The 12,237-nt window shown below is 70.0% G+C and carries 11 protein-coding genes; 5 read left to right on the top strand and 6 right to left on the bottom strand.

Annotated features, from left to right (window positions below; all coding sequences use genetic code 11):
* Positions 1-12: 12 nt before the first annotated feature.
* The 4 genes from ACFO0C_RS18455 to ACFO0C_RS18440 form a co-directional block, all read right to left on the bottom strand.
* Positions 13-2,319, bottom strand: a complete 2,307-nt coding sequence (locus ACFO0C_RS18455) for an Ig-like domain-containing protein (RefSeq protein WP_378067888.1) — start codon at positions 2,317-2,319, stop codon at positions 13-15.
* 94 nt (positions 2,320-2,413) lie between these two features.
* The gene (locus tag ACFO0C_RS18450) at positions 2,414-3,592 is read right to left on the bottom strand and encodes a cytochrome P450 (protein WP_378067887.1); all 1,179 of its coding nucleotides are present in this window, start codon (positions 3,590-3,592) and stop codon (positions 2,414-2,416) included.
* Positions 3,592-4,347: an AfsR/SARP family transcriptional regulator gene (locus ACFO0C_RS18445; RefSeq protein ID WP_378067886.1), complete on the bottom strand. Its 756-nt coding sequence runs from the start codon at positions 4,345-4,347 to the stop codon at positions 3,592-3,594. The genes ACFO0C_RS18450 and ACFO0C_RS18445 overlap by 1 nt, the downstream gene beginning before the upstream one ends.
* Positions 4,348-4,416: 69 nt before the next feature.
* Positions 4,417-5,061: a response regulator gene (locus ACFO0C_RS18440; protein WP_378067885.1), complete on the bottom strand. Its 645-nt coding sequence runs from the start codon at positions 5,059-5,061 to the stop codon at positions 4,417-4,419.
* Positions 5,062-5,129: 68 nt separating this feature from the next.
* On the opposite strand from ACFO0C_RS18440, the gene ACFO0C_RS18435 reads away from it, so the two are divergent.
* Positions 5,130-7,352: a histidine kinase gene (locus ACFO0C_RS18435; RefSeq protein ID WP_378067884.1), complete on the top strand. Its 2,223-nt coding sequence runs from the start codon at positions 5,130-5,132 to the stop codon at positions 7,350-7,352.
* Here the strand turns inward: ACFO0C_RS18435 and ACFO0C_RS18430 are convergent.
* On the bottom strand, positions 7,275-8,132 hold the full coding sequence (locus ACFO0C_RS18430; protein WP_378067883.1) for an EamA family transporter: 858 nt from the start codon (positions 8,130-8,132) through the stop codon (positions 7,275-7,277). The genes ACFO0C_RS18435 and ACFO0C_RS18430 overlap by 78 nt on opposite strands.
* A gap of 182 nt (positions 8,133-8,314) precedes the next feature.
* On the opposite strand from ACFO0C_RS18430, the gene ACFO0C_RS18425 reads away from it, so the two are divergent.
* Both ACFO0C_RS18425 and ACFO0C_RS18420 read left to right on the top strand, forming a co-directional pair.
* A complete protein-coding gene (locus tag ACFO0C_RS18425) occupies positions 8,315-9,577 on the top strand; it encodes an MFS transporter (protein ID WP_378067882.1) in 1,263 nt (420 codons plus the stop codon).
* On the top strand, positions 9,547-10,197 hold the full coding sequence (locus tag ACFO0C_RS18420) for a hemerythrin domain-containing protein (RefSeq protein WP_378067881.1): 651 nt from the start codon (positions 9,547-9,549) through the stop codon (positions 10,195-10,197). The genes ACFO0C_RS18425 and ACFO0C_RS18420 overlap by 31 nt, the downstream gene beginning before the upstream one ends.
* Positions 10,198-10,279: 82 nt before the next feature.
* Here the strand turns inward: ACFO0C_RS18420 and ACFO0C_RS18415 are convergent, their stop codons facing one another.
* Positions 10,280-11,212, bottom strand: a complete 933-nt coding sequence (locus ACFO0C_RS18415) for a pyridoxamine 5'-phosphate oxidase family protein (RefSeq protein WP_378067880.1) — start codon at positions 11,210-11,212, stop codon at positions 10,280-10,282.
* A gap of 130 nt (positions 11,213-11,342) precedes the next feature.
* On the opposite strand from ACFO0C_RS18415, the gene ACFO0C_RS18410 reads away from it, so the two are divergent.
* Positions 11,343-11,966, top strand: coding sequence for a hypothetical protein (locus tag ACFO0C_RS18410; RefSeq protein ID WP_378068531.1), 624 nt, complete (start codon positions 11,343-11,345; stop codon positions 11,964-11,966).
* Positions 11,855-12,097 carry a tyrosine-type recombinase/integrase gene (locus ACFO0C_RS18405; RefSeq protein WP_378068503.1) on the top strand — a complete coding sequence of 81 codons (243 nt, stop codon included), beginning with the start codon at positions 11,855-11,857 and terminating at the stop codon, positions 12,095-12,097. The genes ACFO0C_RS18410 and ACFO0C_RS18405 overlap by 112 nt, the downstream gene beginning before the upstream one ends.
* Positions 12,098-12,237 lie beyond the last annotated feature (140 nt).

Below are 12,237 nucleotides of genomic sequence, written 5' to 3'. Positions count from 1 at the left end.
CACCCGGATCTCTCACCTGCGGTAGGTCCGCTTGGTCGTCAGCTTGTGGTTACCCGCCCGGTCGTAGACGCGGACCTGGACGGTGAACGACTTGCCGTACTTCTTCGGGTTGATGGTGAAACCCCAGCCGGCCCGGTAGTCGGTGGCGACCTTCCTACCGTTGACCAGCAGCTCGACGCGGCCGATGCCGTTCCGGTCACTCGCGTTCACGGTGACGCCGAACTTCCTGGTCACCTTCGCCTTGTTCTTCGGCGCACTCTTGAACGACGCGGTCGGCGCGGTGTTGTCGACGATCACGGTCCGCTTGAACTGAGCGACGTTGCCGAGCCGGTCGGCGACCTCCCAGATGATCGTCTTCGCGCCGTCCTTCCCGGCCGTCACCCGCGCCGACGTCCGCGAGCCCGACAAGCGGACCGGCGACAGCAGCGTGCTCCACGCCCGCCCACGCGGGTCACCGACGGTGACCGAGGTGACGAACGAGGTGCCCCGGACCAGCGTATTCTGCGCCGGCGCGACGACCGTCGCCGAAACGACCTTGTCGATGTTCACCGTGAAGGACTTCGACGCGACGTTGCCCGCGGCATCCCAGACACGCAGCTCCACGCGGGCGGTCGGTGCGGTGACGGCGCGCACGTCCCAGGTGAAGCGAGGGGTGGCCGATGCCAAAACCCCATTGACCCACCATTCGGTACGGACGATCGGCGACTCGTCAGTGACCGAGTACTCCAGGTCTGCCCTGGCACCGACCCAGCCCGTGCCGGTGTCCACCCGGTTCGGCAGGTACTGGCCGACGGTGGCCACCTGGTTGATCACCGGCGACTCGTCGTCGACGACATAGGCGCCGTCCACATACCAGGGGTTACCGACCTTGTCCACGGCCAGGAAGATGGGCGGCGCCTCATCGTTCGTCGCGTTCCAGACGTGACGCCAGGGCGCCGCGGTGAGTGTGGCGACGACCCGATCGGCATCGCGGTCGAAGACCCGTACCTCCGTCATGTCGGCCGGCACGCCCTTGAGCTCGATGGTCACCGGACCGGAACGCAGCGACGACTCCGGCGCGGGCGACAGCGTGTACAGGGGCAACGCGCGGTCCACCAGCACCGGGACGCTGACCGGCTCGCTGGCGTTACCGGCCGCGTCGTACGCCGTGATGGTGACGACGTTCTCGGCCTCGGTGCCGTCCTCGACCTCCTGGTTCAGCTTGCACTCCCAGTAGGACGACGAGACCCGCGGCTTGCAGGTGGCGACCACCCGGGCGGGCGAGCCCGTGACCTCGAGCCGGGTCACCCCGACGTTGTCCGTCACCCGGGGCCAGAAGTTCGCCGTGTAGGCGACGGCCGAGTGCGCGACCAGGCCCGCGTCCTCGACCACCGGCTTGGTGTCGTCGACCGACGCGTTCACGACGAGCGCCGCGGTGTTGTTCGACTTGTCGATGTCACCGGAGAAACGCTCGCACTTGCAGTCCGGATTGACTTCGATCAAACCCGAGGCATCCGGTACGGACCTGTCGATCCGCAGGGTGGTCTTCCACTTCTTGACCTCGCCCACCTTGAACCGGTACTCGGTGTCGCACAGAGCCTGCGCCGAGGTGACGCGGTAGCACCCCTCCGCACTGACGATGGACGTACCTTGCGGCGCCGTGAGGACGACCCGGGCCGCCCCGATACCGGACCGGCTGAGGTCGAGCGTCGCCGGCCCGTCGTTGCGCACACCGAACTCGGTCTCCACGACGTCACCGACCCAACCGGCGACCGTGCCACCGACGGCGACCAGATCGATGCCGTTGTTCCCGGTCACGTTGAGGGTGAACTCCTGCCAGTTCGGGTCCTCACCCGAACCGATCCGTGCCCCCTCCTGCAACCGGAGAACGGAACCGGTGCCCGGGGTGCCCGCACTGACGTGCTCGGACGCGGCCTGCCACTTGAAGGTGGCATCCTGCCGCCCCGGCGCGGACGTGTCCGCACGCACCCGGAACGGCACGACGAGCCGGTAGGACGCGCCGGCCGCCAGCGTCTGATCGAAGACGCACGCCCGTACCAGGCCGCCGTCGTATTCGCAGTTGGAGAACTGCTCGACGTCCTCGTGGGCCCAGAGGGTGTCGAAGAGGACGGACACACCGTCGACAGCGGCGTCACCGTCGTTGGTGACCGACAGGGTGACATCGAAACGTTCCCCCGGCGCGGCGGTGACCTGCTGAGGCCCACCGACGATCAGACCAGGGGTATCTGCTGCATAGGCCGGGACACTCAGGCCGGCGACCGACAACGCGGTCACGGTCAGCCCACCGAGCACCCAGCGAGGAATGGAGTGATGACGCAAAGGGTCCTCCCCCGCGGAAGATCTATCGCGTCACATATTAAAGATCGCCGCTACGTCTATATATCTCGGTCATCGAACCGAGCCGCGGTATCGGTCACCGAGCGCTGATGACCAACGGCAGCCTGCTGGGGCGGACCGTGAACTCGACCTTCTCCCGGGCCGGTCCGTCGCTGCGCAAATCGAAGTTCCGGGTTACCGCCGCGACCACCGCCACAGCGGCCAGCAGGGCGAGGTCTCGCCCCGGGCAGACCCGGGGCCCACCGCCGAACGGCAGGTAGACCGCGTCCCGCGGTGCCCGGTCGGTCAGCCACCGGGACGGCTGGAAGACTCCGGCATCCGGGAATCGGCGGGCACCGTAGGTCAGCAGCACCCAGATCGGCAGGCTGGGCACCGCACGCAACCGGACCCCGTCCTCCCCGGTGAGCCACGTCTCTTCGATCGCTTCCACGACGGTCAGGGATGCGGGCGGTCGCAGCCGTAGCGCCTCCCGGACGACTGCCCGCGCATAGTTCGCCGGTTCCGTTTCGGCCCGTACCGCGGCCAGTTCCTCAGGATGCCCGGCGAGATAGTGCAGCGCCCAGCCGGCCGCAGCCGCCGTGGTGTCCTGTCCAGCGAGTAGCAGCGTAAGCACGGTGCCGAAGTCGTCGCTGGGCAACAGATCCCGGGCGGTGCGCAGCAACCGTTCCAATCGCCGGTCTCGGGGCAGAGGGAACGGCGTGTTCAGTTGCCTTTGAATGGCCGGGAAGAGACGCGGCACCAGAGTCTGCAGCGGACCGTCCGGATTGTCGATGGCCCCGATGTCACGACCGGTCGTTGCGGCGACGGTCACTTCCAGGCTCAGCCGGGTCAGGTCGGCGAGAACGGGAACACGCTGACCGTCGGCAAGTAGTGCCCGCCAGCGGCGGCACAGCCGATCGACGGCCCGGTCGATCACCGGTTGCGGGTCGCCGATGAGCAACCGGTTGGCGGCCCGGCGATCAGCGTGCCAGCGGGCTCCCTCGGCGGTGAACACACCGTGGATCCCGGTCGCCTCGATGGTCCGGGTGATCCGCGGGTCCCGGCGGAACAACCGGGGCCGGCCGCGGAGCACGGTCGACACGATCGCAGGATCGGCGGTGACCACGGCAGGACCACCTGGCAGGCGCAGCCGGTACGTCGTGCCGTACCGGTCGCACCAGTCCTCCAGAACCCGGTGCGGGCGCCCACCCCGGATCAGCGCGGGCAGATGTCCGAGGAACGGCCAGGATGGCGGTGACCTCAGCTCGGTGATCATCAGCCGGCTGCGCTGACGAGCCGGTCGGCGAGCAGGATCTCCCGATACAGGTGTTGCAGCCGGGCGCCCGGGTCGATGCCGAGCGTCTCGGCGAGCCGGTTGCGGAGCGCGTGGTACTGCAACAGGGCCTCGGCCGGCCGTCCGGTTTCGAACAGCGCCCGCATCCGCAGCTCGTGGACCCGTTCCCAGAATGGGTGCTCGGCGGCCAGGACGGCCAGGTCGGGCAGCGCCTCCTCGTACCGGCCGAGGGCGATGCCCGCGGCGTGCAGGTCGAGCCGGGCCGTGACGACCAGCTCGTCCAGGCGGTGCCGCTGTCGCTCGGCGAACGGCCCGGCTGCTCCGGTCAGCGCTGTACCCCGGTGCAGTCCGACGGCGGCCCGCAGGTCGCGGAGCGCGTCGAGGTGATCGCCCCGGCCCACGGACTGCCGGGCCCGGTCGGTGAGATGGCGGAACCGGCGTACGTCCACCTGCTCGCGCGGTGTGTTCAGCAGGTAGCCCGGCCCGTAGGTGTGCACGTCCACGTCATCGCCGAGTACCCGGCGCAGCCGGGACACGTAGGTGCGCAGCATCCCGACCGCGGTGACCGGCGGTTCGGTGTCCCAGAGCGCCATGACCAGCTCGTCGACGGTCGCGACCAGGCCCTCCCGCAACAGCAGGACAGCCAGGAGGGTGCGCTGCTGCGGGCTGCCCAGCGCCAGCTCCCGGCCGTCGCGCCAGGCGCGCACCGGACCGAGCAGTTGGAACGTCGTCGTCATGGCGGGGAGGTTAGGCGCGGTGGCCGTCCCGGCGGATGGTGCTGGAGTCCCGATCGGTGTCCCGGGTTCTCAGTTGCCGAGTCCCGCCCGCCGGGCCCGGAGGATGGCCTGGGCCCGGTCGGCGACGTGCAGTTTGGCGAAGATGTTCGAGACGTGGTTGCGGACCGTCTTGGAGCTGAGGAACAGATGCTGTGCAATGGCGGCGTTGTTGTGCCCGTCGGCGACCAGTTCCAGGATCTCGCGTTCGCGCGCGGTCAGTCCGGCGATCTCGTCGGTGGAGAGCCGCGGCGCGGTGGTGAAGTAGTCGATCAGCCGGTGCGCGATGCCAGGGCCGAAGACCGCCGCGCCGTTGCCGACCGCGGTGATCGCCTGGGTCACCTCCGCCGGGCCGGCGCCCTTCAACAGGTAGCCTTTCGCGCCGGAACGCATCGCGGCGAAGAGGGATTCGTCGTCGTCCATCATGGTCAGGATGATCACGCCGATCGTGGGGTTACGGGTGGTGATGGCACGGGTGGCTTCGACACCGGAGAGGCCGGGCATGTGCAGGTCCAGGACGGCGACGTCGGGCACCGTCGACGCCGCCACGGTGACCGCATCGGCACCGGTCGCCGCCACGCCGGCCACGGTCATGCCGGGCATCGCGTCCACGAGCTGGCGCATGCCGGCCAGGAAGACCGGATGGTCGTCGGCCAGCAGCACGCGGAGGTCGACCATTGTCTCGGCTCCCTGAAAGTCGGGCGGGGTGGGTCCGGGCGGCAGCCTACGCGGCGTGGACCGTACCGATGGCTGTGGTGTTCGCGGTGCGGATGCTCGCGCCGGCGGACGGGGCGCTGATCCGGCGGACCACCGAGGACTGGACCGCGGGCGGTCTGCGGGTGACCGAATCGGCCGGGCCACTGCACGTCGGCGACCTGGTGACGGCGGTCAACGGGCTCCCGGTCACCCAGGTCCAGCCGGGCTTTGCGGTCGGGGACACCCTGATCTACACGGTGTCGCGGGACGAGCGGGTGCTGGACATCCCGGTCACGCTCTTCCACTACCCGTTCCCGGAGATTCTGCGCGACAACCTGGGAACCGCGCCGTTCTGGGCCACCATGTGGGCGGTCTGCGCGTTCGTGGTGGTGCGCCGGCCCCGTCATCCAGCCGCCCGGATCCTGTACGCGCTGGGTCTGCTGGTGTTCCTGTCCGGCCTGTCGTACCCGTACGCCAATCAGGTCGTCGATGTTGTCACCGGCCGATTCTGGCCCGGGATGCTGGGCGAGGTGGCGTCGGCGCTGCTGTGGTCGACACTGTTGCACTTCGCGGCTGTCTTCCCCGAGCCGTGGCCACATCGGCGGCTCCGCCGGGCGGTGATCACCGCGGCCTACCTGCTGCCACCGATCCTCTACGTGCTCACCATCGCCACCGGATCGGTCTCCCGGTGGGCGCTGATCTCGCTGTCGACACCGGCCGCGAACGTCTTCCCGGTACTGATCGTCGCCGCGTTCCTGGCCGGCTACCGGTTCGCGGACGGGCCCGAGACCCGCAGCCGGATGCGGTTGCCGTTGTACGCGCTCGGTTTCGACGCCGTGCTGTACCTGGTTCTCGGCCGGATCCCGGAAGCGGTCACCGGCACACCGCTGCTGCCGTGGGACGTCCTGGTCAGCATCGCCTTCGCGCCGTTCCCGATCACGCTCGGCCTGGCCGTGCTCCGCTACCGGCTCTTCGACATCCAGGTGATCCTGCGCCGCCCCCTCGTGTACGGCCTGGTCACCGCCGGGTTGATGGTCGCCTATCTGGCGTTGGCCGCCGCGATCGGCGCGAGTGAGAGTGTGCTGACCGCAGCCGTGGTCGCGCTCGCCTTCGCGCCCACCCAGCGGTACCTGCGCCGTGTGGTGGGGCGCCTGGTCTACGGCTCGCGTGACGACCCGTACGAGGTGCTGACCGTGCTCGGGGAACACCTGGAGTCGGCGGGCTCGGTCGACTCGGTGCTGGCCCGGCTGGTGGAGACCCTGGCCCGTACCCTGCGGCTGTCCTACGTGGCGGTCGAGGTGGACGGCTTGGACCTGCCGTCGTTCACGCACGGCCGGCCGTCGGGGCGGGAGATCGAGGTCCCGCTGGTGCACCAGGGCGAGGAGATCGGCCGGCTGGTCCTCGACCCGGGTCCGCGGCAGGAACCGTTCGGTGCCCGCGACTCGCGGCTGCTGGACGTGCTCGCCCGGCAGGTCGGCTCGACCGCCCACAATCTGCTGCTGACCTCCCGCCTGCAACGATCCCTGGAACGCACCGTCACCGCCCTGGAGGAGGAACGGCGCCGTCTGCGCCGTGACATCCACGACAGTCTCGGCCCGACCCTCGCCTCCGCCGGGATGAGTGTCGAACTCGCGCACACCCTGATGCCGTCCGACCCGGACACCGCACAGCAGATCCTCGCCGGGCTGACCGGCGTCCACCGGGAGGCCCTCGCCGACATGCGCCGCCTGGTGTACGGGCTGCGCCCGCCGGCGCTCGACCAGTTCGGCCTGGTGGCCGCGCTGGAGGAGCGGGCCCGCGAGCTGGGTGGCGGCGGCGTCGACGTGGTCGTGTCGGCCGGTGGTGACATCGAACCACTGCCCGCGGCCGTCGAGGTGGCCGCCTATCACATCGCCTCCGAATCGATCACCAACGTGGTCCGGCACGCCGGGGCCACCCGCTGCACGGTCCGCCTCGACCGCACCCCGGACGCGCTGCACCTGGAGATCGCCGACGACGGGACCGGGCTGCCGCGGCGGTACCGGGCCGGTGTCGGTCTCACCGGTATCCGGGAGCGTGCCGGGGAGCTCGGCGGAACCACCCACATCGGCGCCTCCCCGCAGGGCGGCACCCTGGTCTCGGTGGATCTCCCGGTACGGGACCGGGCGGCCGCGTTCCCCACGAACACGGCCGCCCGTACGCACCCGGCCGCCCGCTCAGCCGGCCAGGCACGCCACCCCGACCAGCGCGGCGAACACTCCGCAGAGGTGCACGGCCGGGAGTCTCTCTCGTAAAAGAACAGCGTTGAGCAGCACCGTGACAGCCGGGTAGAGCGACGCGAGGACGGCCACCGCGCCGACCGCGTGCCCGGCAGCGGCCCCCGCGAACGCGGCGTCCGCCACGGTCTCCAGCACCCCGACCGCCACCGGCAGCAGCCACAGCGGGCCGATTCCGCGGCTGATCCGGATCCGCCGACCGGCCACGGCCCACCCGAGCAGCAGCAGTCCCGCGATCCCACCGACAATGCGGACATAAGCGGTGGCGATGTACGGGTCATCGGGTGCCGCCTCGTGCAGCAGCACGAAGAACGTGCCGAAGCAGAGCGCCGCCCCGCTCGCGTACCCGGCCCGCCGCCACCGGGCCGGCCGCATCGAACGGTTCCCGGCCGGCCACGACGCACAGGTCATGCCGGCCATCGCGGCGGCCGCCCCGAAGATCCCGATCGCGCCGAGTCGTTCGCCGTGCAGCAGTCCCCAGCCGACCGGCACCAGGGCCGCCCCGGCCGCGACCGGGGCGACCACGGCGAGTGAACCGTCCCGCATCGCCCGGTAGATCAGGCCCATCCCCGGCACCGAGAGAGTGCCCGCGACAGCGCTGATCACCAGCAGCCGCACATCGGTGGGCAGCGGCCCGCCCCGCACGGTCAGATAGGCCGCGGCCAACACCAGACCGGTCAGCTGAGCTCCGATCAGGATGACCCGGACCGGCAGCCGCCGAGTGCCGGCCCCGGCGAGGAAGTCGGCGGAGCCCCAGGCGGTGGCGGCGATCCCGGCCAGTGCCGATGTCCAACTCAACAAGATGTGATGCCCCGCAATCCCCGATGTCGACAAGCCGCCCCCATTGCCGCGCCCGCTTGTCCACATCCGGTTGACAGCCGGATGACGGGAGGGCCGTGCATCACCTGGCTATCGGTCGTCAATGTCGCGCTGCTCGGATGTGTGCCGCCCTGACCGATCCCGGACGGAGAACACCACGCATGAGGACACCGCTCGGGCGGCTCGTCCCGGCCCTGCTGATTTCGCAGACCGGGTATTTCGTCGCGGTCATCACGCCGGTGCAACTGCTGCTCACGCTGCGGCTGACCGCGATCGCCGGGGACGGCGCCACCGGGGCTTTCGGAGTCGTCGCCGGGTTCGGTGCGCTGGTGGCCCTGGTGGCCAACCCGGTCGCCGGCCGGATCAGTGACCGGACCGGGCTGCGGTTCGGCCGCCGGCGCACCTGGATCCTGCTCGGTGCGGTGGCCGGAGCCGCGACCCTCGCGTTGCTCAGCGTCACGACCGCGGTGTGGCAGGTGGTGCTGCTCTGGGGGGTGGCGCAGATCCTGCTGACCTTTCAGGCGGCCGCCACCAGCGCGATGGTCGCCGACCAGGTGCCCGGGCCGCGCCGGGGCGGGGTGTCCGGCCTGGTCGGGACAACGATCGCCGCCGGTCCGCTGATCGGGCTGGGGATGGTGAACGAAATCCCGGCCGGATCACCGGCGCAGTGGATCGCGGTGGCGGTGGTGACGGCGTTCGCCGGGGCGATCGCCGTCCTGCTGCTGCGGGACGTGCCCGGCGACGGGACGGCCGAGCCGTGGAACCTGTCCGGGCTGGTCCGGACGTTCTGGATCGACCCGCGCCGGTACCCGGCGTTCGGCTGGGCCTGCCTGGTCCGTTTCCTCGTCACGTGCGCCTATGCGGGCAACACCTACTACTCGTTCTATCTGCTCCAGCACTTCGGCGTGCCCGAGGAGAGTCTGGGCGACCTGGTGCTGCGGCTGACGCTGCTCTCCGTCGTCCTGATCGCGTTGGCCAGCACCGTCGCCGGGTACCTGTCCGACCGGCTGGGCCGGCAGCTGCCGTTCGTCGTGTTCAGCGGGCTCACCGCCGCCGCCGGCATGACCCTGCTGGCCTTCGCTCCGTCACTGACCTGGGTTTTCGTTGCGGCCGGGCTACTCGGCTCGGGCACCGGCGTGTTCGTCGCCATCGACCTGGCGATGTGTGTGCGCCTGCTACCCAGCAGCGCCGACGCCGGCCGGGACATGGCGATCGCGAACATCGCCAACGCGCTGCCCCAGTCGATCGTGCCGTTCCTCGCCCCGCCACTGCTCGCTGTCGGCGGCTACCCGGGGCTGTTCACCTTCCTGGGCGTCCTCGGGCTGCTCGGTGTCGCCGCGGTGACCCGGGTGCCCGAGGTTTGCCGGGAGACCACCACTGAGGAGATGAGACTGTGCACAGCACCACCTACACCCGCGAAATGATGATGATTCACCGGGTGTTCCGCCGGGAGGCCGCCCACCTGCACCGGTTCGTTCGGGCCACCGCGCCCGGCAACCTGGACCGGGCCCGGCAGCTGAGCCGGTACGGCCGCGAGTACATCGCCGGCTTGCACCACCATCACGCGACCGAGGATGCGCTGATCTGGCCGCTGCTGCACGAACGGGCCCGCCTCCACCACGAACTCGTCGACCGGATGGAGATGCAGCACGAGGCACTCGACGTGACCCTGACCGCCGTCGAGGAACGGCTGTCGGCCTGGGAGTTGACCGCCGAGGCGACCGACCGCGACGCCGCAGCCGACAGCGTCGAGGAGCACCTCCGGGTGCTGCTGGAGCATATCGATGACGAGGAGCAGCTGGTGATGCCGATGGTCGAGCAGTACCTGACCGGCGAGGAGTGGGAGCGGGTCGGCCGGGCCGGGATGGAGAACCTGCCGAAGGAGAAGGTGCTCGTGGCGCTCGGGGCGATCCTCGAGGAGGCCGACGACGAGGAGCGTCGCTTCTTCCTGGCCAAGGTTCCGCTCGCCGGACGGGTGCTGTGGCGGCTGGTCGGCCGCCGCCAGTATGCGCGGCAGATGGCTCTGCTCCGCGACGGCAACTGACGGCGGCCGCCCCGGTCAGGACCCGGCGGCCGCCCCGGTCAGGACCCGGCGCGGACCCGGTCAGGATCCGGCGCGGACCCGGTCAGGATCCGGCGCGGACCCGGGCCCGGATCGCCCGGTAGTCGGCCCACGGGATCACCGGCCGGGGCAGACCCCGGCGCTGCAGGTAGCGCCGGGTGGCGGCTTTGGTCTCCCGCAGGATCCGGAACTGGTCGAGAGCGCTCGGCCGGCTCCGGGCACCGGGCTCCACCAGCCGGTCCGGTTTCAGCAGCCAGCCATCGCCGTCGGCGGTGAGTTCACCGCGCACATTCGCGTTGTAGAGGTTCCAGAGCCGGTCGTCGTGCCGGTGCACGAGCAGCCCGGCCGGCCCGGCGGCGAGTTTCACACCGTCCGGGACCGTGATCCGATAACCGCCCGGCTCGGCACCGACAGTGGTCCGCAGCAGCACCGGAGCACCGGCCGGATCCACAGCGGTCAGCACCACGGAGCCGAAGGAGTCCAGCACCTCGGCGCCGAGCAGCCCGCTACCGGCCAGACCACCCGGCTGCGCCCGAGGCAGCGGCCGGGTGACCACCTCGGTTGCCGTGACGGTGATCGTCAGACGCATGTAGTAGAAGTCGGTCATCAGCGTCATCGGCCAGTCCAGGTACGACTGTGAGTGCGGTTGCCGCTCGAACAGCAGCGCCCACAGCCGCTCCAGATCCCCCGCCGGCGCCACGTGAATCTCCTCGGGACACCAGGCGGTCCCTCGTACCGCAATCTGGTCCGGCCGCGTCAGACCGCTCGCCGTGGGATCGGAGAACAACAGTGCCACCCGCTCGTCGCGCCGGACGTTGAAAGCCTTCTGCGGGTAGCCCAGCGACGTGGTCAACAGGACCGTCCCGTCATCCAGGACCAGACCGGATGTAGGCCAGGCGACCGGCGCACCACTCCGGGTCAGGGTCGCGAACTCGCAGGTCCGGTAGGCCCGAGCGGTCGCAGCGAGCGCCGGGGGCAGCAGTGTGGAGTCAGACACGCCGAACAGCAGAATCCGCGGCGATGGACAACGGAACAACATTCGATTGACGTGTCCAGGGCCTCAGCCTGCTCTTGACCGGGCACAGCTCGCCTCCCTGACCTTTCCGGACGAGCGCACATCATGGAGGGTGGCACTCAACGACGCCGTCCGACGAGCCCGCCTCATCCCCACCAACCCCGCCCTCGGCATCGAACTCGAAGCCGGCACCCGCCCGAAGGCACGCGTCTGGACACCCAAGGCGATCGAACTCTGGAAGACGACCGGTGAACGGCCCAGCCCGGTGATGGTGTGGCGACCCGAGCAAGCCGGACAGTTCCTCGACTACGCCCAACGCCACGACGCCGTGCTCTACCCGATGTTCGAACTCATCCTGCACCGCGGCCTGCGACGAGGCGAAGCCGTCGGGCTCCGCGACCACGACGTCGACCTCAACGAGGCCTACCTCAGCATCGTCCAACAGATCACCACCGTCGGCTACGAACCGGTCACCCGCAAAGTGAAGAGCGACGCCGGAGACCGGATCGTCCCCCTCGGCCCCACCACCGTCACCGGCCTCACCGCCTACCTCGACATGCGCAACCGATGGCAGCAGGTCAGCGGCGACACTTGGCCGACGGACAGCCCTGGCACCCACAAGCCATCAGCGACCGCTTCGACCACCTCGTCACCCGAGGCGGCCTCCCACCCGTATGCCTACACGACCTCCGCCACTGCGCCGCCACCTACCTACGCCACGGCGGTGCCGACATGAAAGAGATCCAAGAGGTCCTCGGCCACTCCACCATCGGCCTCACCTCCGACACCTACACCTCCGTCATCCTCGAACTCCGGCGGCCGAACGCCGACGCCGCCGCTAATCTCATCCCCCGCGAGGCGGCATAACGGCGGCGATAGCGAACGGGGCCCGGCCGACATAACGGTCCCGTTCGCTATCGCGCCTGTCGATGACGGTTGAGTCGAAAGAAACCCGGTATGGTTCGCACAAGCTACGCGAACCAATGAAATCCTTGAGCCGATCTTCT

The sequence above is a fragment of the Actinoplanes subglobosus genome, assembly GCF_042650585.1.
GTDB classification, from domain to species: Bacteria; Actinomycetota; Actinomycetes; order Mycobacteriales; family Micromonosporaceae; genus Actinoplanes; species Actinoplanes subglobosus.
Note: the sequence above shows the minus strand (reverse complement) of the source record. Positions and strands in the feature narration are given on the sequence as shown.